The following is a 22101-nucleotide window of genomic DNA, read 5'->3' as shown; positions in this document are numbered from 1 at the left end:
ATGTCAGTGGCTTTTTCGTTGGCCTATCCTAAAAGCGCTATTCTATAAGCACTATTCTATAAGCTCTATTCTAAATAGGTGTAGCCATCCAGGCCTTCGCTCAGGCTAGCGGCAAACTTTGCCTGCTCTTGGGTCGAAAAGCCGCTAGTGATCAATTGCTCGGTGAGCTTTTGCTTAAGCACTCGAGCATCAAAATTGACGTAGGCTAAAACATCGGCCACCGTATCGCCTGCCTGTAGGTTAGAAAGCACCCACTCGCCATCGTCACCCAATGCGGCATCGACTGAGTCGGTATCGCCGAACAGATTGTGCAAGTCGCCGAGAATTTCTTGATAGGCACCTACCAGGAAGAAGCCTAGCCAACGCTCGTCGTCGCTTGCCCACTCGGGCAGCGGTAGTGTGCTTTCCACGCCCTGGCCATCCACGTAGCTATCAATGCGGCCATCTGAATCGCAGGTAATATCCTGAATGACTGCGCGACGAGTGGGGGGCTGGTCTAGCCCGCTCAATGGCAGAACAGGGAATATCTGTTCGATCCCCCAGACATCAGGCACTGACTGGAATAATGAGAAGTTGACGAACAGCTTGTCGGCTAGCTTTTCGGCCAGTTCGTCCATGATTTCCCGGTGTGCGCGATTACGGGTATCGAGCTGGCCGCGTAGGCGAGCACAGGCTGCCATATAAAGCCGTTCACCTTCGGCACGGGCATTGATATCACTTAAGCCCATTACGAAGCGGTCTTGCAGCTCACTAACCGCTTGCAGAAGGTCATGCCAAGCTTCCACCAAGACACGGGGCTCCTGGCTTTCGGCTAACTGCTCAAAAACCCGCCATAGGGCTTCCACCTGGAGGTCTTCCTGAGAAGAGCGCTCTGGAGGCGAATCATTAACGCGCTCTTCGCCAATCACGTTGGTGATCAACACGGCATGATGAGCCGTTAGCGCACGGCCTGACTCACTGATCAGATGAGGCTGGGGAAGGTCAGCCTCCTGACACAGCTGCGCAAAGGCGCTAACGACGTTACGTGCATACTCCTGCATGGAGTAGTTGGCTGAGCAGTAGCTACGTGAGCGAGTACCTTCGTAGTCGATGCCTAGACCGCCACCCACATCGACGGTATCAATCGGTGCCCCTAGGCTCACCAGGTTTTGGTAAAAACGGGCGCATTCCCGCAGACCGCGCTGAATGTCGCGAATATTGGCAATTTGCGAGCCGAGATGAAAGTGCACTAACTGTAGGCTCTCTAACGCATTTTGAGCGCGTAAGGTCGCGACTACGTCAAGAATTTGGCTGGCAGTCAGACCAAACTTCGACTTCTCTCCACCAGTGTTTTGCCATTTACCTTTACCCACTGAAGCAAGCCGAGCCCGCAAACCAATACGCGGGGTGACTTCCAACTCACGCGCCTCTTCTAATATAAGCTCCAGCTCAGAGAGCTTTTCCACAACCAGATAAACGCGATGCCCCAGCTTTTCACCCAGCAGCGCTAGGCGAACGTACTCGCGGTCTTTATAACCATTGCAGACGATAAGCGAGGAGCCGCCATCAGACAGCGCCAGCACTGCCAGCAGCTCCGGTTTACTGCCTGCTTCTAAGCCTACGCGACCATTGCCCCGCTCGGAGGTGGCGAGGATCTCTTCCACCACGCGGCGCTGCTGATTCACTTTGATCGGATAAACGGCTGTGTAGCCGCCCTGATAGTCGATGTCCTGCATCGCGACATCAAACGCACCGCACAGCTGTTCTACGCGGTCGTGCAGAATATCGCTAAACCTTACCAGTACCGGCAACCGCAGACCTGCAGTCTGCAACTGACGCACAAGCCCACTAAGCGGCAATGCTGGGCCTTCTGCGTCGCTACCTAGCGGACGAACCAAGGCTTGCCCGTGGTCGTCCACATCAAAGTAGCCACTGCCCCATTGGTCAATATTCCATGTGCGTCGGGCGCGTAAGGCCTGGGCGCTGGTGGTCACCGATTCGATCATCAAGAAACCTCTGGGAGCGGTAGTGCACCAAATGCAATGCGCGCTTTTAAAATGGTTCGGAAACGCTCAGGGTCATGAGGCGTTAGGTCATGGGCAGGTGGGTCAACATAGACGACCAGCAGGCGCGATAGCCAATATCGCAACGCCGTCATGCGCAACATGGCTGGCCATAATTCACGTTCATCAGCGGTGAGAGGGCGACGTGCTTGGTAAGCGCTCAGAATGGCTTCATAACGCTCAGCATTCAGCGTGCCATCCTCATTGGTTGCCCAGTCGTTAATGACGATGGCGAGATCAAACAGCAAATCGCCGGTACAGCCGTTATAAAAATCGATAATACCGCCTAGTTGGTCGCCCTCAAACAGCGTGTTATCACGGAATAAGTCGCCGTGAAGCGCTCCTTGCGGTAGCTCGCCATGTTGGCTAAAGGCACCTTCGAAGTCATCGACTTCATTTTTCATCAGCGTTTGGTCGTCAGGGCTAATATAGGTTAGCACCTTGTGATGCACCGCTCGCAGCCAGTGAAGGTCGCGCGGGTTTGGCCGATGGCCAGGAAAACGCTGGGAGACAACATGCAAGTGCCCCAACGTATTGCCCAGCGCTTGGCATTGGGCAAGGTTAGGGGCGCTAGGATGCTTGCCTGGTAGGCGTGGAAACAGTAAAGCAGGCTTACCTGCCAAACTGTGTAGCGCAATCCCTTCGCGGTCGTGAATAGTACCGGGCACCGGCAAACGGTGCTCATCCAGGTAATCCAACAACTCGACAAAAAACGGCAGCTCTTCATGTTCACCCTGTTCAAACAGGGTTAACACCAGCTCACGACGATCGGTGGTCACAAAAAACGTCGAGTTTTCTGTGCCACCGGCAACGCCTTGTAGCGAAACGAAGCTGCCTACATCAAACTTTTCCAAAAACGCGGCGACCTGAACGTCGCTCAGCGGAGTAAATACAGCCATGAGAATCTCGCCCAGGTTGCTAAGCCCATTATTGTAGCGGCTTGCAGGGTCAGTTGGCAGCGTTGTGTGAGTTTGAAATGCGTTATTCGTAGCGGTTGTTTCTGCAGCCATTGCCGTGAACGCGTATCATAGCTAATAGACTTCTTACTGTGTTGCTAACAATGGAATTGGTTATGGCCCGTGCCCCAATCGTGCTTGTCGATGGCTCATCGTACCTATATCGCGCTTTTCACGCGCTGCCACCGTTAACGACCTCCAACGGCCAGCCTACGGGAGCCGTGAAAGGCGTATTAAATATGCTCAAGCGGTTGATCAAAGACTACCCGGAAAGCCCAATGGCGGTGGTGTTTGATGCGCCAGGAAAAACCTTTCGCGATGAGATGTACAGTGACTACAAAGCTCATCGGCCGCCCATGCCGGATGACCTGCGCAGCCAAATTAAGCCGCTGCACGCTTGTGTAAGAGCGCTAGGCTTACCGCTGCTGTGCATTGAAGGTGTCGAAGCCGACGATGTGATTGGTACCCTGGCCCATCATGCCACCCAGGCTGGCCGTGATGCGGTGATCTCGACTGGCGATAAAGATATGGCGCAGTTGGTGAATGACCACATCACACTGGTCAATACCATGAAAGAAGAAACCCTCGATGAAACGGGCGTCAAAGAGAAGTTTGGTCTACCACCCTCACTGATCATTGATTTTTTGGCATTGATGGGTGACAAGGTTGATAACATTCCCGGCGTACCGGGGGTGGGTGAAAAGACTGCCATTGGCCTGTTGCAAGGCATGGAAGGTGGCTTAGAGACAATTTATGGTGATCTTGAGCGCGTCAAGACACTTAGTTTCCGTGGTGCGAAAACGTTACCGAAGAAGCTGGAAGAGCACCGTGAACAGGCCTTTCTCTCTTATCAGTTAGCAACTATTAAAACTGACTGCGAACTGCCCGTGGGGCTGGATGACTTGGATATTGCGCATCCCGACCGTGAGGCGCTGGTAGAGCTCTATAAAGAAATGGAGTTCAAGCAGTGGTTGGCTGAGCTACTGGCAGGTAGCGACGAAGGCGTCGATGATGTAAAGGGGAGCGAGCCTGCGCCTGATAACGCTGCTAATGACGTGACTGATAGCGCCGCGGCTTCTAGCCAGCGGCATGACCATGTCATCGTTGAGCAAGCTGAGTTTGATGCGTGGCTAGCGCGACTGAAAAAAGCCGAGCGCTTTTGCTTCGACTTAGAAACGACCAGCCTGAATTATATGGACGCCGATATTGTAGGCGTTGGCTTGGCACTGGAAGCTGGTGAAGCTGCCTATATTCCACTGGCCCATGACTACCTGGATGCGCCCGCTCAGCTGGATCGTCAACAGGTCCTGCAAGCATTAAAGCCGCTGCTGGAAAATCCTGAAAAAACCAAAATTGGTCAGAACCTTAAGTACGATATTTCCGTGCTGGCAAACTATGATATTCGCGTGGTGGGGCCGCTGGCCGACACCATGCTAGCCTCGTACGTGTTGAATTCCACCGCCACGCGTCACGACATGGATTCGCTGGCACTAAAGTATTTGGGCGAAAAAACCATCTCTTTCGAAGAGATCGCTGGAAAGGGGGCCAAGCAGCTCACGTTTAACCAGATCGCCCTAGAGCAAGCGGTTCCTTATGCCTGTGAAGATGTGGATATCACGCTGCGGCTGCAAGAAATACTGCGCCCTCAAGTGGAACGGGAAGGGCGTTTAGCGGACGTGCTGGATCATCTTGAGCTGCCGCTGATTAACGTCTTGTCGCGGATTGAACGCAATGGCGTCGCACTGGATGCCGAACGTCTACACGAGCAAAGCCAGCAGCTAGAGCGCCGTATTCGTGAGCTTGAAAGCGAAGCCTTCGAGTTAGCAGGTCGTGAATTTAATCTCGGTTCGCCCAAACAGCTAGGGCAGATTTTGTTCGAAGAGCAGAAAATTCCGGTGATCAAGAAAACTCCCAAAGGCGCCCCTTCGACCGCAGAGGCGGTGCTAGAGGAGTTGGCGCTGGATTACCCCTTGCCCAAGGTGATTATGCAGCACCGGGGACTGGCGAAGCTAAAATCCACCTATACCGATAAGCTGCCGCGCTTGCTCAATAAAACCACTGGGCGGGTGCATACTAGCTATCACCAAGCGGTAACGGCGACAGGGCGGCTGTCGTCGTCGGACCCGAATTTACAGAACATCCCTATTCGTACCGAAGAGGGACGCAAAATTCGTCAGGCATTTATTGCCCGCCCAGGCTATCGCATTGTGGCGGCAGACTACTCGCAAATTGAACTGCGTATTATGGCGCACCTCTCAGAAGATAAAGGGCTTTTGGAGGCGTTTGCGGAAGGGCGCGATATCCACACAGCGACCGCTGCCGAAGTATTTGGTACTGCGCTTGAAAAGGTCTCTGCCGACCAGCGGCGCAGCGCTAAAGCGATCAACTTTGGCCTAATTTACGGCATGAGCGCTTGGGGCTTATCACGCCAGCTGCATATTGATCGTAATCAGGCGCAAACCTACATCGACCGCTATTTTGACCGTTATCCTGGCGTTGCTCGCTATATGGATCGTATTCGCACCCAGGCCGCAGAAGATGGCTTTGTGGAAACCGTGCTAGGGCGGCGGCTGTACCTGCCAGAGATCCACTCGCAAAACCGCAATCGCCGTCAGGGTGCTGAACGCACCGCCATTAACGCGCCTATGCAGGGCACGGCAGCGGATATCATCAAGCAGGCGATGATCGATGTCGATGCATGGCTTGCTGAAGGCGATTTTGACGCCCTCATGGTTATGCAGGTGCATGATGAACTGGTGTTTGAGGTGGCCGAAGGGCAAGTTGAGGCGTTTATTGAGCAAGTTCAGGCGCGTATGCAGGCCGCTGCCACGCTTAGCGTGCCGCTGATTGTTGAAGCCGAAAGTGGCGCCAACTGGGATGAAGCCCACTAGCATGAAGCCCGCTAGGCTAAGCGAGGCTTAAACGACGTTACGGGGTCGTTACCGGCAACCCAATAAAAAACACCTGCAGCTGAGCTGCAGGTGTTTTTTTAGTTAGGCTTGCGGCTCCTGAGTCCTAAGAGCCGTAGAGCTTAACGCCAGCTTACGCGATCGAAAATACGAATCGCTTCTGGGTTATTTTCACCCAAGATGCTGATGTTGATATCGTCTTTGGCGAAATCACCCCAAGATTCAAGTACTGGGTTTTTCTTGATGCCTTCCACGACAGGGAACTCGTAGTTACGGTCAGCCAGTACTTCCTGAGCTTCGTCAGAGGCTAAGAACTCCAGGAAACGAATGCCGTTTTCTGGGTTTTGCGCGTTAGCCACTAAGCCAGCGCCGCCAACGTTAATGTGGGTGCCACGGTCATCCTGGTTGGGGAAAATTACCCCCACTTTGCGTGCGGCTTCGCGGTCGGCATCTTCATCGGAATGCAGCATGCGAACATAGTAATAGTGGTTTGCAACCGCTAAGTCACACTCACCGCTGGCAACGCCAAGAATCTGATCGGTATCGCCACCTTCTGGGTCGCGTGCCATATTATTCACAACACCTTGGGCCCACTCTTCTGCACCTTCTGCGCCGTGGTGCTCAATCATTGACGCTAGCAGCGACTGGTTATAAATGTTGTTGGAAGAGCGAATGCATACTTGGCCTTCAAACTGCGGATCGGCCAGGTCTTCATAAGAGGTGATTTGGCTGGGGTCAAAGTTCTCACGGTTGTAGAAAATAACCCGTGCGCGCTGGCTAAAGCCAAACCACAAACCTTCAGGGTGGCGCATTGATTCTGGCAGGCGCTCGTTAAGCACGTCAGAGTCTACGCTTTGAAAAAGACCGTCCTGCTCGGCGCGCCATAGGCGGCCTGCGTCAACGGTAAGCATTACGTCAGCAGGGCTAGCGATGCCTTCACGCTGCATGCGCTCCATCAACTGGTCGGAGTCGCCTTCCAGTACATTAACTTCGATGCCGGTCTCGTCAGTGAACGCTTTGTAGAGAATCTCATCAGAGTCGTAATGGCGGGCGGAGTAAATGTTGACCTCGTTAGCGAGCGCGCTACCTGCAAAAGCAGAACCTGCCATGATGGCAGCTACGGTAGCCGTAAGACGTGCTTTTTTCATAACAAATACCCTGAATGTTTATGATAATAAGTTGCATTAGCGACGTGACGTATTGAAACGCTTCTCTTGGTTGGCGTCAAGTTAAATGCTAATGAAACGCATCTGCTGTTTAGTAAGAAACGTGCATCTCTACTCAATAGAAAATAGAATGCAAATAACTTTCAACCGTGTTCGCAGCGGCATGCGTTTATCATGTCGCGGGTGGACGAGACAATGGTGAAATAATGACGGCAACTGTGTCACTTTCCGATGTGTCGGCGCCTGCATCAGCACTGTCGCTTCGTGGTATTCAGCACACGTTTGCGGCTAATAAAGTGGTGAAAGGCATTGATCTTGATATCGCCCCAGGCGAGGTTGTGTGTTTGCTGGGCCCTTCTGGTTGCGGCAAAACCACACTGCTTCGGATTGCTGCGGGCTTAGAGGTCGTGCAGGAAGGCTCGGTTAGTCTTGATGGTCTATCCATTGCGGCACCCGGCAAGCGTCATGTGCCACCAGAAAAGCGCAATGTTGGTCTCGCTTTCCAAGACTCAGCCTTGTTCCCACACCTTAGCGTACTGGAAAATGTTACCTTCGGTCTGAAAAATTTGCCCTCTAGCCAGCGCCGGGAGCGTGCGCTGGAACTGCTGGCTCAACTTGGCATGGCCGACTACGCTGAGAGCTATCCACACATGTTGTCAGGTGGGCAGCAGCAGCGCGTTGCGCTGGCGCGAGCGCTGGCACCCACGCCTAAATTAATGTTGTTGGATGAACCCTTTTCGAGTCTGGATGCGCGGCTACGTGATCGCATCCGAGACGATACGCTGCATGTGTTGAAAAAACTCGGTTCAGCGACCCTGCTAGTAACCCACGACCCTGAAGAAGCCATGTTTATGGCAGACCGTATCGCGCTAATGCGGGATGGCGAAATTGTGCAGACCGGCACCCCCCGTGAGCTTTATTGTGCGCCAGTGGCTCCCTTTGTGGTGACGTTTTTTGGTGAAGTGAATGAGTTAAGTGGTGTGGTGAAGGGGGGCTTTGTCGCTACGCCAGTTGGGCTGGTAGATGCCAGCTGGTTGCCAGAAGGCAGTAATGTTCAGGTGATGATACGCCCCGAAGCATTGCGCATCAAAGAGCGTGACTTGCCCGTCGAGTCGCATAGCCACAGCCATGTGGTCATGGCTAAGCTGCTAGGGCGTTCCAGCCTTATTCACTTATGTGCGCATGGAGAAGATGGTCAGGAAGCCCACCTTCACGCCCGTGTGCCAGGCGTGTTTTTACCCCAGGAGGGCCAGCCGATTGATATCGATTTGGACCACTCCCAGGTATTTATCTTTCCGCGTTAATTTTCGCTGTTCAGCGCTTGCTCGCATCCACTACTCAGCCTGGCTACCCGGGCGCGCCCGGCGCATTGCCAAGCTGAGTAAAATCACCGGTAAGATGCCGACGACCACAATGGTCAGAGAGGCTGTTGACGCTTCAGCTAAGCGTTCATCTGAGGCGAGGCTGTGAGCGCGTACTGCCAGCGTGTCAAAGTTGAAGGGGCGCAGGATGATCGTGGCAGGCAACTCTTTCATCACATCGACAAATACCAGAATCCCGGCTGCTAGGAGACTGCTACGCATCAGCGGCGTATGAATATGGCGTAGCGTGCCACCAGCGGTTTGGCCCAAGGTGCGCGATGCGGCATCCATGCTGGGGGTTACTTTGCCAAGGCTCGCTTCTACCGCATTAAACGAGACGGCCAGAAAGCGTACGACATAAGCGTAAATCAAAATAAACGCTGAACCGCTAAATACCAGGCCAATGATTTTTCCGTAGTGTTCGTGAAGCCACATGTTCAGCGAGTTATCCAGCCAGGCAAACGGAATCAGGATGCCCACGGCAACCACCGAGCCAGGAATGGCATAGCCCATTGCGGCGATGCGTGTGAAAAACCGTGCACTTGGTGAATTATTGAGCCTAACCCCGTAGCTCAGGAGTACGGCTAACCCTACTGCAATCAATGCGGCAACGGTCGCGAGGCTCAGGCTATTCATAGCAAAGCCAATAAACCGTGTGCCAAACAAGCTATCGCCCGTTTCAATGGCCATATTGAGCAAAATACCGCTGGGCAGTAAAAAGCCGATAACAATGGGCAGCAAACACACCAGGGTAGCCCCGAGTGCATACCAGCCACGCAGCTGATATTCCGGTAGTTGCTGATAGCGGTTAGTGGTGTGGAAGTAGCGCCGTTTACCCCGCGAATAGCGCTCTAGAAGAACCAATACAATGACGAAGGTCAGCAGGCAAGCGGCTAGCTGAGCGGCAGCGACGGGTTCTCCTAAGCCAAACCATGTGCGATAGATCCCCGTGGTAAACGTGTCTACTCCAAAAAACTGCACTGCGCCAAATTCGTTAAGTGTCTCCATCAGTACCAGTGAAACGCCACCTACTAATGCTGGGCGGGCGAGGGGCAACGCCACGCTGGCAAACAAGCGCCAGGGGCCACGTCCTAAGGTACGGCCTACATCTAATACACATACCGACTGCTCAAGAAAAGAAGCCCTAGCTAACAGATACACATACGGGTAAAGCACAAAGGTAATCAGGGTTGCCGCGCCGCCTAGTGAGCGCACATTGGGGAAATAGTAATCGCCTACTCGCCAGTCAAACCATTCACGCAATATGCTTTGTAGCGGTCCCGCTACTTGGAAAAAGTCTGTATAGGCGTAGGCAATGACATACGTTGGTACCGCCAGGGGTAACAGCAGCGCCCATTCAAATATGCGCTTGCCTGGAAAACGGCACATTACCACCAGCCACGCCGTCCCGGCGCCTGTAATCAGAGTGCCAATGCCAACCCATAGCACCAGCCAGAAAGTATTAGAGAGATAACGTGGTAATACAGTGCTTGCAAGGTGCTGCCAAACGCCTTCTGTCGGCACAAAAATATGGCTGAGGACCACAATAATAGGCAGGGCGACAACAAGGGCGATCAAAAAAAGCGCGATTGACCAAGGGTTGAGCGATAGTGAAATGCGTGACGCAAAACCTGAAAGCAGAGCCGATGGTGAGCGGCGAGCTGGCGTAGACACGTCGTTGTCTCCTTGGATGAGGGGCAGCTTGGCTCGTCAATGCGAAAAAATAGCGGCTGCAAATAGTATCACTTGCGTTAGGCGGCTGCAGCCAACATTGTGGCTATCAAAAAAATCCCCCCGCAAGGCGGGGGGACGTTGTGCGTTTGGCATCAGTCGCTTGGTATCACTGGTAGCCCACCAGCACACTAGGTAGCCCCGTAATCAAACTAGGGAAAATAGCCATTAGTATGCAGGCGAAAAGGATGATGGCCACAAATGGCACGACGGCTTTATATAAGTCGACGATTTCGACCCCTGGTGGAGCCACCCCTTTCAAATAGAACAGTGCATAGCCAAAGGGCGGCGTTAAGAAGGAGGTTTGTAACACCACCGCCACCATGACGACGAACCACAGTACATCCACGCCCATCTGCGAAATGATTGGCAGCATGATAGGGAAGCTAAGCAACACAATGCCAGTCCAATCAAGGAACATGCCGAGAATGAATACCAGGAACAGCATTAATAGCAGAGCACCAACGGTGCCACCCGGCATGGCCAGGACAAAGTCACTGATCACGGTCATCCCGCCACCAATCGAGAATACCCCAGTGAATGCCGTGGCCCCGACGAGCACTAACATCACCATCGTCGTGGTTTTGCCAGCTTCAATCAGCGTGTTGTAACAGGTTGATAGTTTGCGGTCGCCGAAGATTAAAAACAGCAGGAAAGCGATAAAAACACCAATAGCGGATGCCTCAGTCGCCGTCGCTACACCGGTAAACAGTGCCCCCAGTACGCCGAGAATTAACGACATTGGCGGGACAACATACTTGCCCAGCATGATCAGTAGCTGTTTTGTGCTGACTTCAGCGCGCTCTTCTGCAGGTACTTTAGGGCCGTAGCTAGGTTTGAGCCAGCAGATTACCAGCACGTACAAGGCGTACATCACCCCCAGTATCAGGCCGGGTACTAACGCACCAGCAAAGAGTGCACCTACGGAGACAGGCGAGTAGCTTGCCATCAAAATCAGCATAATGCTGGGGGGAATCAAAATGCCCAGACAGCCGCTAGCCATGATGACGCCAGCACTTAGCTCTTTGTTATAGCCATACTTAAGCATAGGTACTAAGGCAATCATGCCCATAACGGCAATCGACGCGCCGACAATGCCAGTGGTCGCTGCCAGTAAGACAGAGACAACCACCACGGTCAGCGCTAATCCACCGCGAAGGTTCGCCAGTAGTAAGCGCATGGCATCAAACATTTTTTCGGTGACGCCTGAGTCATTAAGGAAGCGCGCCATTAGAATAAACAGTGGTATCGCCACGAGTACATAGTTGTCCATAGCGTTGCCATAGACGTTGTTAATGATGATACCCAGGGTATTAATGCCCGGCCCTAGATAAGCACCGATGACCGCCATGCCCCCCAATACAAAAGCAAGCGGGTGACCCATAAACAGGCCAACTAAAAGGCCGCCAAACATCACCAGCGTCAGTAGTTCTGCACTCATGCGGACGTCTCCTCACGCAGCTGCATAATGGCGCGCAGAACGATAGCAATCGCCTGCAACAAAATAAGCACAGCAGCGACTACGATAACGCCTTTCACCGGATACACCGGGATTGAGACCATTCCGTAGGTCGTTTCGCCACGACTGAACGAGCGCTCGAAAAAACGCCAACCGTAGGTCAATAACAGCCAGATGAAGGGCACAAAGAATATCAAGTAGCCGAGCAGGTCTAGTACGGCCTGCTTTTTACGTGATAGCAGGCGTTTAATAACGTCGACTTCCACGTGGGCATGGTGGCGCAATCCATAGGCGGCCATCAGCATAAAGTGGGCGCCGAACAGCATTTTGGTGACATCAAACGCCCAGTCGCTAGGGCGGCCAAAGAAGAAGCGCGACACAATGTCGTAAAGCACTATTAGAGTAATGATGGCAATTAACGGTGCAATGATGCGGCCCAGCAGCTCGTTAATTGCATCGATCGCCTTGGCAATCGCGTTCATGGAAGGTCTCCGCAGCTAAGCAATAACCGCCCCAGCAGCGCAGGGGCGGCACTTAAACGTCTTATAGGCAGGCTTCGATCTCTTCCAATGAGGGCAGGTTATCCATCGTGCGGCTCATGTTGAATGGTGCAGTAACATCACGCCATGTAGCGTACTCTTGTAGATAGGTAATCATGGAGTGATAGACCTTCGCGTGGTCGGGATTTTCACAAGCGCCACGTACGATGACATCGTTGGTGATTTCCTGGATACGCGCCAAGTCTTCTTCTGAGAACTGGTTAATGGTGACGCCCGCATCAATAAACTTCTGGGTTGCTTCGGTAGATTCACGCTCCGACCAGGAAAGTGACCAAGCCATAGTGGCTTCAGCAGCTATTTTAAGCTTAGTCTGGGTTTCTTCAGACAGGGCATCCCAAGCGTCTTTGTTAATCATAACGCCGAAAACGCTTGCCGACTGGTGCCAACCAGGTGTCGCCCAGTAGTCAGCAACTTCAGCAAAACCGGCCTTAAAATCAACGCCTGGAGTCGAGAACTCACCGGCATCAATTACGCCGCGTTCAATCGCTTGATACACTTCACCACCGGCCAGAGTGACCTGGGAGCCGCCTAGCTCTTCGAGTACACGGCCCTGGTCGCGTCCCGATAGACGCAAACGCTTACCTTCAAGATCTGCGATGCTCTCAATCGGTGTGCGGCCCATGAAACCAGATTCGTTGTTGGTAATGCCGTAGGGCAAATACACCATGTTGTACTGGCCATAGATTTCTTGATAGAGCTCAAAACCGCCCCATTGTTGAATCCAGTTCAAGTAATCCACGCCGTTAAACAGGCTGGTCGTGGTGGCCAGAGGAGAGAACGCTGGGTTCAAACCGGCCCAGTAGCCTGGCCAATCGCCAGAAGCTTGGATAGCACCGGTTTCGGTAGCGTCGAACACTTCAGTGCCAGGCATTAGCGTGCCGCCTGCACGGAAGTTAATTTGTACTTCGTCACCTGCAAGCTGGTTGACAAGCTCTACCCAGTGCTGATCAACCTTAATCAGGTCAAGGTTTTCGGGCCAGGTGGTCGTCATTGTCCACTGCTCTTGCGCTTGAGCAGTAGAGGTGAGTGCGGCGAAAGCGACACCAGCGGCGAGGCTGGTTAGTGCGAATTTAGTCATCTTTTTCATTGTATGTTTCCTGGTACTTTGGCGGTTGGCGTTATTAGTGTTTATTACCTGAAAGCAGGAAAGTGCAGTGAGTATGGCTTACGTTTACGTAAGGTAAACGCCGCTAGGCTGCATCGCTAAGCTAGCACACTCCCCCCGCTGCAGCGCAATATCAGTAACTCAAGGAATTTAACGTCGTATAAGATGTTTCTTTGAAAAATTTAGCTCATTAAAAACAATTATTTGTATATTTTTTAGTAACTTTCTTAACCTTAGGGTTAGTTCTAAGAGCGTTGAAAATTACGCTGATCTACAACCAAAGTTGTAAACAAGAGACAATCTCAGGAGTTGCTATGCGAGCAGGCTGCCGCATTGACACACCCAGCGCTGTTATTAAGCAGGCATCCGCCTTGGTTCATCATGCCACCCGCTTGCAGCGCCGCCGTTGGCGGGCACTGGTATGGCTATATGGGGCGCCTGATAAGGCCCGCCAGCAGGCGCAACTGTTGTGGGAAGCGCAAACGTGGCAAGCACCGCTGTGGGTGGGTGCTGAGCACGAGACGCTAGTGGCGCCGTGTTTACCAGCCAGTAAAGCTCGCACACGGCTAGGTGCGGAGCATCAGCTAATCGTCCTAGACGCTAGTGGTAGCCAAGGGTTAGATCCAGATGCGCTCGGCGCATTAGCAGGTACCGTCAGTGCTGGTGGGTTATTGGTCATTATCACGCCAGACAATTGGGGCGAACAGCCTGATCCTGATTATGCTCGCTTTGCTGATTACCCGTGGCGTTGGGATTCGCTGAGTGCCCATTACCTTAAACGGTTAGCGTTTCAACTGACGGGTGAGAGCGCTATTGTTCGCTGGAAGGTAGACGGTAGCCTCACGCTGCCCGGGCTGTCTACTCGAGACTCGCGAGCGGCTCCATTTGACGACGCAGACTGTTTGACGGCTGACCAGGTTCGTGCAGTGAATGCGCTAGTAAAACTAAAGCGTCGTCGGCCATTGGTTATTACCGCGGATCGTGGGCGGGGTAAAAGCGCCGCATTGGGGATTGCTTGTGCTCGTCTGCTACAAAAAAGCGTAACGCAACTGGTGGTGACGGCGCCTCGACTCAGTTCAGTGGAAAGCTTGTTTGCGCGCGTAGTAGCGCTATGTCCGGAAGGTCAACGCCTCAGCCCAGCGCGGTTTGAACTGCCGAGCGGTAGCTCGCTGTGTTTCCTTGCGCCTGATGCACTTAACGAGCAGGTTGATCAGGCAAGAGTCGGCGGTAGCGGCAGCTATTTACTCGTCGACGAGGCAGCGGCAATTCCTGCGGCAATGTTAGCTCACTGGCTTGCTGCATTTCCGCGTATCGCGTTTGCAACTACTGTGCATGGCTATGAAGGCTCAGGGCGCGGTTTTGCACTACGCTTTCGCGAGGTGCTAAATCGAACAGCCCCCCAATGGCGAGAGTTAACGTTAGATGCCCCTGTTCGCTGGTCAGTGGGAGATCCTTTAGAAGCGACTATTCAAGCGTTGCTACTGCTCAACGCTCCGTTGCCTGAGGCACATGCCAGTACTCATTGTCAGAATGCCTCTATGCCGTTGACTCAGGCGCAGTTAGCCAAGCAGCGAGAGTTGTTAGCGAAACTGTTTGGCTTGCTGGTGCAGTCCCACTATCGCACCACGCCTAGTGACTTACGCCAACTGTTAGATGGCCCTGGTACCGCCATTCGCACAATCATCGCGTCACAAGAGCCTCAGGCCGTTTTGGTGACCCGTGAAGAGGGCGGCTTTAATGCCGCACTTGCTGATCAAGTGGCGCGTGGTGAGCGACGCCCTCAAGGCCATTTACTGGCCCAGTCGTTGGCGGCTCACAGTGGCAGCCGTGAGGCGTTAACCTCTCGCTGGCGGCGAGTGGCACGCATTGCTACTCATCCAGAGCGGCGGCGTGAAGGATTAGGACGCCGGTTGTTAGAAGAGGATATAGCTAACGCTCGTCAGCAGGGTATCGCGCTTTACGGGGCTACCTTTGGTGCCGAAGCATCGTTGCTGCGTTTTTGGCTGGCGCTCGGGTTTACGCCTGTTCGTTTAGGCATCACCCGAGAAGCGGCTACCGGCGAGTACGCCATTATGGTGGCGCGCGCGCTGACCAGCGAAGGGCAAGCCGTGCTAGCGTCGCTGCGTGATACCTTTGCGGCCTCGTTGATAACGCTATTGGCCTTTGAATTAGCGACACTGCCCGCACCCATCGTCGCGTTACTGCTGCCGTCCTTGCCTCGTTTGCCGCTTAGCAACGCTGAGATTCAGGCGGTGGACGATGTGGCGTATGCGCACCGCGACCCTGCCTTGGCAAGGACGTCGCTCCAGGCGCTGGCCAGAGAGGCTAGCCATTGGCCGTTAGAGCAAGAGGCGCACATAGCCCACCAGCAGTTAATTACCTGGGCCTTCCAAAACCAGCCGTTAGCAAAGGCGCACGGTGAGTCAGTGCGACTGATTCGTCGCGCGACTCAACAAATTATTGAACAGCGCACGCTTTTCCCCAGTAGCCCGGAGGGGTAAAGTAAACTGGTTATCGATAATGAAGAGTTTCCATGAACGCACATCTAGAAGCCCTCGAGCCACGTTTAGTGTGGCAGCACTTTCGCACACTATGTAATACGCCGCGTCCCTCTGGTCATGAGGCCGCGCTGGTGGCGACGCTGGAGGCCTGGGCCGATTCCCAGGGGCTATCCCACGACCGTGATGAGTTTGGCAACTTGCGCATTTGTAAGCCAGCCACGCCCGGCTGTGAAAGCGCACCAGGCATCGTGCTGCAGGGCCATCTAGATATGGTGGCGCAAGCTAACGCAGGCCATGACCACGATTTTACCCGTGACCCCATTCAGACGTATGAAAAAGACGGTTGGCTATTTGCTGATGGCACCACACTGGGTGCTGATAATGGCCTTGGTGTCGCCGCTATTCTGGCCGTATTGGAAGACCCTGCGCTTACTCATGGCCCGTTAGAAGCACTGTTTACGCTAGAGGAAGAGACCTCTATGGGGGGCGCGCTCAATCTTGCTGAAAATTGGCTGGAAGGGTCATTGCTGCTTAATTTAGACAGTGAAGATCGCGGCCAAGTCTATATCGGCTGCGCGGGAGGCGCTGATGTAGTAGTGAATGCGCAGCTCCCCAGCACGGCGATGCAAGACCATGAGCAGGTGATTTCGCTGGCGCTGACGGGGCTAAAAGGCGGTCACTCGGGGATGGATATTGATAAACCCCTGGGCAATGCGAACCGTTTGCTAGTCCGCGTGCTGTGGGCATTGGAATCCTTTGGTGCGCGACTGGTTAATTACCATGGCGGCACACTGCGTAATGCCATCCCCCGTGAGGCGTTTGCGCAAATTGCCCTGCCTGCGGATGAGCTTGACGCCGCGCTGGCGATGGTGGAAACGCTTGCTGATACGCTAAAAGCTGAATTGGGCAGTGGCGATAGCAATATGGCGCTTACTGCTGAGCGCGTGGAGCTGGCTGACGCTGAACCACTAACGCGGGATGCCAGTGCGATGCTGCTGGCTGCACTGCATGCGGCCCCCTGTGGGGTCGAACGCATGAGCGCTGATGTGCCAGGGGTAGTGGAAACTTCGAACAATTTAGGTGTATTAAGCGTCGAAAACGGACGTTTCCATCTTTGTGCACTGGTGCGTTCACTGCATGATAGTGCCACGGGCGCGATGGCGGGACGTTTTCAGGCGCTATTTGGTCTGATGGGCGCTAGAGTGAAAGTGGAAAATGGCTATCCAGGTTGGGTGCCTAATCCACAAAGCCCCTTGCTTGCTACCTTTAATGCCCGGCATGCTGCGTTAATGGGCCGTGAACCCGAGGTCAAGGTGATTCATGCAGGCCTTGAATGTGGCATTCTGGGAAGTAAGTACCCACAGTTAGACATGATTTCGTTTGGCCCGCTGATTCGTGGTGCGCATTCGCCAGCCGAGCGAGTGGAAATTGCCTCGGTGGCGGAGTTCTGGGAGATGCTGCGCGATTTCATTGAAACCTTGGCGAACTCTCGTTAGACAAATCGCCATAAAAAACGGCACCCGTATAGGGTGCCGTTTTTGTTAGTGTCTAACCCTCTGCCTACGTTAGCCGTCAGCGAGGTAAGCCTCGCGTTATTTGCTCAGGTAAGCGTTGAGCATCCATACGGTTTTTTCCTGCTCGCGAATATAGTCGCCGGCTTGTGCTGCGGTACCTTCATCGTCAGCGTCCGAGGCAATTGCCAGCAATTCCCGCTGTAATTCAATCAGTGTTTGATAACCTGTGAGTACGCCTTTCACGCAGGTTTGACCATCATGAACGTCTTTGTCTTCTTCAATGCGCGAAATCTTCACATAGTCGCTATACGCATGAATAGGCTTGTGGCCTAACGTCAAAATACGTTCTGCCACTTCATCTACTTTGGTAAGCAAGTCGGTATAAAACTCTTCAAATTTCGCGTGTAGCTCAAAGAAGTCGTTACCTCGTACGTTCCAGTGGTAGCCACGAACGTTCATATAGAAAATCTGATAATTGGCCAGCAGATGATTAAGTTTCTCGGCAAGTTGGCTTGCGCTGCCTTCGTGTAAGCCAATGCTATTTGTATCACTCATGTAGTGCTCCTCCATGGTTGCAACCGCTCTGAAAACAGTACGGTCATCAAATCGTTCGATTTAGCTTAAGACGCTTAGCGAGCGTTGCAAAACAAGTTTTTTGCATCGCGGCAATAGCGTCATAACATTACCTTGGCGGTGAGCTGGCGACGGCTGACTCATCGCTTACGCAACATAGTACAGGTCTGATATGCCGTCGAATGTATGCCTAATAAAAGAGATGTAGGCGCCTAGCGTGTTTTTCAAGGGGGCATATTTCCACGCGTTGGCTGGCTGACCCGTTTATCGAGCGAGCCAAAGCCTTGCAATGCTCTCACAGCGGTCAGCGAGTAGCTCTGCGGTGCGTGGTAAAGCATCCTCAAGTGTCATCGGGCCGTCGGCAAGGGCAAACGCAGCGGTAACGCCTTCTTCTAGGCAGGCCTGCCACCCTTCACCCAGGCTACCGGCCAGTACGATGACCGGCTTGCCGTGGCGTTTGGCGGTACGGGCAACGCCAATAGGCGTTTTACCCGAAAGGCTTTGGCCATCTAGGCGACCTTCTCCGGTAATCACTACGTCAATATCAGGAAGCAGGCTAGGTAGCTTGGCCTGCTGCATAATCATCTCAATGCCGGGCGTGGGGGTGGCGTTCAGAAAGCTGCGAGCGGCAAATCCCATACCACCCGCAGCCCCCGCGCCGGCTAATTCTTTTTCATCGCGACCCAGCACCTGGGCACTTAGCTCGGCAAAGTGGCCGATCGCGCGATCAAGCGTGGCAACATCGTCAGGTGATGCGCCTTTTTGCGGGCCAAAGACAGCGCTCGCTCCACGTGACCCTAGCAGCGGGTTATCTACATCCACGGCGGCTTCAACTTCTAAGCTGTTTAAACGAGGGTCTAGCGTGGAAAGGTCTAACGTTGCAAGCTGCTGGAGTGCTGCGCCACCGGGGGGAAGCGAGTTGCCGTGCTTATCTAATAGCTTGGCTCCCAGGGCTTGGAGCATGCCTGCGCCTGCGTCATTGGTGGCACTGCCACCTAAAAAGAGCAGCGCCTTTGTGGCACCAGCATCAAGCGCCGCATGAAATAACTCTCCGACGCCGTAAGTGGTGGTATGCAGGGCATTACGTTGATGAGGGGATAGATGCTGCAGCCCACTGGCTTCTGCTAGTTCGATAAACGCGGTACGCTGCTCGCTAAGCCAGCCCCAGGATGCTTGACGCGGCCGCCCCAGGGCATCTTGTACTGTTAGTTGACGTCGCTCGGCATGGGTGGCGGCTATAAGCGCATCCAAGCTGCCTTCGCCGCCATCAGCAAGCGGGCAAAGGTGGATCGTGGCGGTTGGCGAAGCCCGTTGAATACCGTCTGCCATGGCGCTTGCTGCTTGTTCAGCGCTAAGCGCATCTTTAAAACTATCGGGGCAAAGCAGAACATTCATCGCACAACCTCCCTAACGCGTTGTCATAATTGTTTATCGTGGTTTTTTATCATTTATCTTAATGAATAGCTGCTGGCGAGCTTAGCGCGGCGTTCGATGACACACCAGCCGCATCTGAGATGAGAGGATCACTCATGAAGGCAATACTACCGATTAGCATGACGTGCTTGTTGATACTGACAGGCTGCCAAGCAGTGCCAGAGCGTCTTCCTCAAGCGGAGCCAGCCCCTTCTGCAGCCTGCTACTTTCCCACTGGGCCGTCTGGTCAAACGGCACCGCCATTGGAGGTGGTGACGCAAAGTATTGACGTATTGGAAGCATGGGGGTTTGAGCTTGAAGCTACCGACACCGATTTAGGTTTGGTGACCGCTAGTCGGCAGCGAGATTTGATTGGCTACTACGACCCTTATGATAACGACTTTGGGTATGGGCGAAACATGCGGGTCTTTGGTGGCTTTGGTTTGGGGCGTGGTGGTTCCAGCATTGGTCTGGGGATTGGTAGTGGATTTGGAGGCGGTTTCCGCCATCAACCTGTTGAAATAGAGCGGGTGTCGCTACTGGCACGTGATGGGCATATTCGGCTTTCCCGAGATATTCGGCGCTTTGACCACTTAGGGGATCTGCGTGAATCTTACAGCGCTAGCAATGATGATTTTTGTCAACGTTTCCAAACTGCGTTTGAGCAAGCAGCAGCTACCCCGAGGGCGTTATGAAATCACTACGTAAGCACTTTTTAACGGCCACCGCAGTACTCATGATCCTTATGCTGGCAGGTTGTGCCTCTACGCAGCCACTAGAGCCGCGAGAACTACGTTACAGCGCTTCCCCAGAGCAAACGTTCCGCGAAGCCATTGAGTTAATGATGGAGCAAGGCTATGTCGTTCGGCACGCTGATTTAGCGCTAGGGCGCGCAGATGCAACGCTAGCCCGCTGGCCAGAGTATCGCTTGCAACTGCAGGTAAGTGAGGTGCCTGGTGGCAGCCGTGTCAGCCTGTCGGCGTTGCGTGGGAATCAGCCGCTGCCACCGTATGTATTAGATCCCTGGCTGGTTGAGCTGCAACATAAATTAGGAGAGCTGCCGTGACAGGCGTATTCCCCCCGCTAGGTAGCTCACTGAATAAATTCCGCAGATACTGGATAGCGTTGGTAATAGGCGTTTGTAGCACGCTAAACAGCAGCCTTGTGTTGGCCCACCCCCATGGATGGATTGATCTCAGCGTTAGGGTGATAACAAACGATGAGGGGGTCGCAACAGGGCTTCATCAAACATGGCGAATGGATCCTTTTTACAGTTTGGTGGTGTTCGAAGAGTTACAGCAGGTTCAAGGCAGCAACCTGCAGGAAGGACTTGACCAGCTAGGCAGCGACATCCGCGATAACCTGTCGCAGCAGCACTACTTTACGGAGGTTCGTGTGAATGGCGAACCGCAAGCGCTGGGTGAGGTATCTGAATACACGGCGTTGGAGCGCAATGGTCGCTTAACCTTTATGTTTATTCTGCCGTTAGCAACGCCTCAGCCATTGGCCGGGCGAATGCTGGAGTACCAGGTCTTTGATCCAACCTACTATATCGAAGTGGTGCACGAAGAAGAGGACGGAGCACCCTCTGAGCAGGCGCTGATTCTCTATGGTGAGCCTGACTGCCGTTTAAGCGTGCTGCCTGCTGATCCTGATCCCGAGCTTGTTATGCAAGCCGCGCTGTTAGATGTGGATGAAACGGGGGAGCCAGGATTGGGTCGCCATTTTGCAGAAACGGGGCGGATTGAATGCGACTAGCGGAAAACCTGGAAGGTCGTGTATAAAGTGTTACTTTATAACTTTCCGGTGGAGGGGCAATGCCATTAACGCGGCAACAACTGTTATGGGGAGCGCTTACCGTGTCGGCGGCGCTGCTGTTGGTCTTCATCGTACAGGCTAATTTGCAGGGGGTAAGCCTTCAATTGCTGGCTTGGCAGCGAGATTTACATCGCACCCTGACACTTGCTATTACCGAACTCTCTCGTACGCCTTCTAGCAACACTTGGCTAACGCTGCTAGGGGTAAGTTTTGCTTATGGCGTTTTTCATGCTGCGGGGCCTGGGCATGGCAAAGCGGTATTAGCGACGTATTTAGCGTCTCACGGAGGTGCTACCCGTCGCGCCTTGGGGCTCTCTTTTGCGGCAGCTCTGCTGCAGGGGATAACGGCGATTGCCATGGTGGCAGTGCTCGTACATGGGCTAGGCTGGGTGACCCGTCAGGCGATGGGCAGCGTGGTTTGGGTAGAGCAAGCCAGCTTTATATTAGTGGCACTGTTAGGTGGCTGGTTATGCTGGCGAGCGATAAAACAATTGCGCCACGCTTACTCAGGCCACGCTAGTGATGCTGTTGGTCACAGTCACAGTCACAGTCATGACCATTCCCACTGCTGCGGTGGAGCTCATCATATTGAGCCACAGCAAGCGCTTGATTGGCGCACAGCGCTGATGACTGTTGGTGCGATTGGGATGCGTCCGTGCACTGGGGCAGTGCTTATGCTGGGGGCTGCTAGCCTGCTTGGGCAGTTTTACGTCGGTGTCGCTTCGGTACTTGCCATGTCGCTTGGTACTGGTATTACCGTTTCTGTACTGGCGCTGGCAAGCATCGTGGCTCGTGGCTGGGCGGCTAAGCGGTTGCAGCAACAGAGCAGCCGACAGGTGGTCGAGAAAGCGGCTGGTTGGGCGGCGCTTGCCGGCGGTGCTCTCATTGTTGTACTAGGCGTATCACTTTCTATGGCTGGCGCCGCCCAGCCTGCCAGTAGTCCATTACTTAGTGAGCCACCATCCAGACAGGGCTCTTTGCTGGGGAATTAAG

Annotated in this window: 17 protein-coding genes; 8 read left to right on the top strand and 9 right to left on the bottom strand. The window is 53.7% G+C overall.

The features are described 5' to 3' along the window. Positions 1–65: 65 nt before the first annotated feature. Positions 66–1985: a biosynthetic arginine decarboxylase gene (gene speA, locus NDQ72_16810; protein WKD27684.1), complete on the bottom strand. Its 1920-nt coding sequence runs from the start codon at positions 1983–1985 to the stop codon at positions 66–68. Further along, positions 1985–2941: a homoserine kinase gene (locus NDQ72_16805; GenBank protein ID WKD27683.1), complete on the bottom strand. Its 957-nt coding sequence runs from the start codon at positions 2939–2941 to the stop codon at positions 1985–1987. The genes speA and NDQ72_16805 overlap by 1 nt, the downstream gene beginning before the upstream one ends. Before the next feature lie 173 nt (positions 2942–3114). On the opposite strand from NDQ72_16805, the gene polA reads away from it, so the two are divergent. After that, on the top strand, positions 3115–5889 hold the full coding sequence (polA, locus tag NDQ72_16800; GenBank protein WKD27682.1) for a DNA polymerase I: 2775 nt from the start codon (positions 3115–3117) through the stop codon (positions 5887–5889). A 140-nt stretch (positions 5890–6029) separates the two neighbouring features. On the opposite strand, the gene NDQ72_16795 is transcribed toward polA, so the two are convergent. Further along, on the bottom strand, positions 6030–7055 hold the full coding sequence (locus NDQ72_16795; GenBank protein ID WKD27681.1) for a Fe(3+) ABC transporter substrate-binding protein: 1026 nt from the start codon (positions 7053–7055) through the stop codon (positions 6030–6032). A 224-nt stretch (positions 7056–7279) separates the two neighbouring features. Between NDQ72_16795 and NDQ72_16790 the strand changes: the two genes are divergently transcribed. Beyond that, positions 7280–8377 carry an ABC transporter ATP-binding protein gene (locus NDQ72_16790; GenBank protein ID WKD27680.1) on the top strand — a complete coding sequence of 366 codons (1098 nt, stop codon included), beginning with the start codon at positions 7280–7282 and terminating at the stop codon, positions 8375–8377. 30 nt (positions 8378–8407) lie between these two features. On the opposite strand, the gene NDQ72_16785 is transcribed toward NDQ72_16790, so the two are convergent. From NDQ72_16785 to dctP, 4 genes are all read right to left on the bottom strand, one after another. After that, positions 8408–10108: an iron ABC transporter permease gene (locus tag NDQ72_16785; protein ID WKD27679.1), complete on the bottom strand. Its 1701-nt coding sequence runs from the start codon at positions 10106–10108 to the stop codon at positions 8408–8410. 166 nt (positions 10109–10274) lie between these two features. Continuing rightward, positions 10275–11606 carry a TRAP transporter large permease subunit gene (locus tag NDQ72_16780; protein ID WKD27678.1) on the bottom strand — a complete coding sequence of 444 codons (1332 nt, stop codon included), beginning with the start codon at positions 11604–11606 and terminating at the stop codon, positions 10275–10277. Next, a complete protein-coding gene (locus NDQ72_16775; protein ID WKD27677.1) occupies positions 11603–12106 on the bottom strand; it encodes a TRAP transporter small permease subunit in 504 nt (167 codons plus the stop codon). The genes NDQ72_16780 and NDQ72_16775 overlap by 4 nt, the downstream gene beginning before the upstream one ends. A 61-nt stretch (positions 12107–12167) precedes the next feature. Continuing rightward, positions 12168–13271: a TRAP transporter substrate-binding protein DctP gene (gene dctP, locus NDQ72_16770; GenBank protein ID WKD27676.1), complete on the bottom strand. Its 1104-nt coding sequence runs from the start codon at positions 13269–13271 to the stop codon at positions 12168–12170. A 332-nt stretch (positions 13272–13603) separates the two neighbouring features. Between dctP and NDQ72_16765 the strand changes: the two genes are divergently transcribed. Both NDQ72_16765 and NDQ72_16760 read left to right on the top strand, forming a co-directional pair. Further along, positions 13604–15790: a GNAT family N-acetyltransferase gene (locus tag NDQ72_16765; GenBank protein ID WKD27675.1), complete on the top strand. Its 2187-nt coding sequence runs from the start codon at positions 13604–13606 to the stop codon at positions 15788–15790. A 32-nt stretch (positions 15791–15822) separates the two neighbouring features. After that, positions 15823–17286, top strand: coding sequence for an aminoacyl-histidine dipeptidase (locus NDQ72_16760; protein ID WKD27674.1), 1464 nt, complete (start codon positions 15823–15825; stop codon positions 17284–17286). A gap of 96 nt (positions 17287–17382) precedes the next feature. Here NDQ72_16760 and NDQ72_16755 read toward each other — a convergent pair whose 3' ends face one another. Both NDQ72_16755 and NDQ72_16750 read right to left on the bottom strand, forming a co-directional pair. After that, positions 17383–17859 (bottom strand): DNA starvation/stationary phase protection protein, encoded by a 477-nt coding sequence (locus tag NDQ72_16755; protein WKD27673.1) that lies wholly within the window; start codon positions 17857–17859, stop codon positions 17383–17385. A gap of 282 nt (positions 17860–18141) precedes the next feature. Then, on the bottom strand, positions 18142–19272 hold the full coding sequence (locus tag NDQ72_16750) for a glycerate kinase (GenBank protein WKD27672.1): 1131 nt from the start codon (positions 19270–19272) through the stop codon (positions 18142–18144). 134 nt (positions 19273–19406) lie between these two features. On the opposite strand from NDQ72_16750, the gene NDQ72_16745 reads away from it, so the two are divergent. From NDQ72_16745 to NDQ72_16730, 4 genes are read left to right on the top strand one after another with little or no spacing between them, the layout of a single operon-like run. Continuing rightward, positions 19407–19985, top strand: a complete 579-nt coding sequence (locus NDQ72_16745; GenBank protein WKD27671.1) for a hypothetical protein — start codon at positions 19407–19409, stop codon at positions 19983–19985. Next, positions 19982–20356: a hypothetical protein gene (locus tag NDQ72_16740; GenBank protein WKD27670.1), complete on the top strand. Its 375-nt coding sequence runs from the start codon at positions 19982–19984 to the stop codon at positions 20354–20356. Before NDQ72_16745 ends, NDQ72_16740 begins: the two co-directional genes overlap by 4 nt. 53 nt (positions 20357–20409) lie before the next feature. Then, positions 20410–21048, top strand: a complete 639-nt coding sequence (locus NDQ72_16735) for a DUF1007 family protein (protein WKD30430.1) — start codon at positions 20410–20412, stop codon at positions 21046–21048. Between the two features lie 59 nt (positions 21049–21107). Continuing rightward, on the top strand, positions 21108–22100 hold the full coding sequence (locus NDQ72_16730) for a nickel/cobalt transporter (protein ID WKD27669.1): 993 nt from the start codon (positions 21108–21110) through the stop codon (positions 22098–22100). Position 22101 lies beyond the last annotated feature (1 nt).

The sequence above is a fragment of the Halomonas sp. KG2 genome (assembly GCA_030440445.1).
In the GTDB taxonomy this organism is placed as follows: domain Bacteria; phylum Pseudomonadota; class Gammaproteobacteria; order Pseudomonadales; family Halomonadaceae; genus Vreelandella.
The sequence above is the reverse complement of the archived record's forward strand: the minus strand, read 5'-3'. Positions and strand labels throughout refer to the sequence as shown.

Bases quoted from the DNA above. Each gene is read 5' to 3' on its own strand.
- NDQ72_16780 (WKD27678.1), bottom strand. From the start codon at position 11,606: ATGAGTGCAGAACTACTGACGCTGGTGATGTTTGGCGGCCTTTTAGTT.
- NDQ72_16790 (WKD27680.1), top strand. From the start codon at position 7,280: ATGACGGCAACTGTGTCACTTTCCGATGTGTCGGCGCCTGCATCAGCA.
- dctP (WKD27676.1), bottom strand. From the start codon at position 13,271: ATGAAAAAGATGACTAAATTCGCACTAACCAGCCTCGCCGCTGGTGTC.
- NDQ72_16775 (WKD27677.1), bottom strand. From the start codon at position 12,106: ATGAACGCGATTGCCAAGGCGATCGATGCAATTAACGAGCTGCTGGGC.
- speA (WKD27684.1), bottom strand. From the start codon at position 1,985: ATGATCGAATCGGTGACCACCAGCGCCCAGGCCTTACGCGCCCGACGC.
- NDQ72_16760 (WKD27674.1), top strand. From the start codon at position 15,823: ATGAACGCACATCTAGAAGCCCTCGAGCCACGTTTAGTGTGGCAGCAC.
- NDQ72_16755 (WKD27673.1), bottom strand. From the start codon at position 17,859: ATGAGTGATACAAATAGCATTGGCTTACACGAAGGCAGCGCAAGCCAA.
- NDQ72_16750 (WKD27672.1), bottom strand. From the start codon at position 19,272: ATGAATGTTCTGCTTTGCCCCGATAGTTTTAAAGATGCGCTTAGCGCT.
- polA (WKD27682.1), top strand. From the start codon at position 3,115: ATGGCCCGTGCCCCAATCGTGCTTGTCGATGGCTCATCGTACCTATAT.
- NDQ72_16805 (WKD27683.1), bottom strand. From the start codon at position 2,941: ATGGCTGTATTTACTCCGCTGAGCGACGTTCAGGTCGCCGCGTTTTTG.
- NDQ72_16745 (WKD27671.1), top strand. From the start codon at position 19,407: ATGAAGGCAATACTACCGATTAGCATGACGTGCTTGTTGATACTGACA.
- NDQ72_16795 (WKD27681.1), bottom strand. From the start codon at position 7,055: ATGAAAAAAGCACGTCTTACGGCTACCGTAGCTGCCATCATGGCAGGT.
- NDQ72_16765 (WKD27675.1), top strand. From the start codon at position 13,604: ATGCGAGCAGGCTGCCGCATTGACACACCCAGCGCTGTTATTAAGCAG.
- NDQ72_16740 (WKD27670.1), top strand. From the start codon at position 19,982: ATGAAATCACTACGTAAGCACTTTTTAACGGCCACCGCAGTACTCATG.
- NDQ72_16730 (WKD27669.1), top strand. From the start codon at position 21,108: ATGCCATTAACGCGGCAACAACTGTTATGGGGAGCGCTTACCGTGTCG.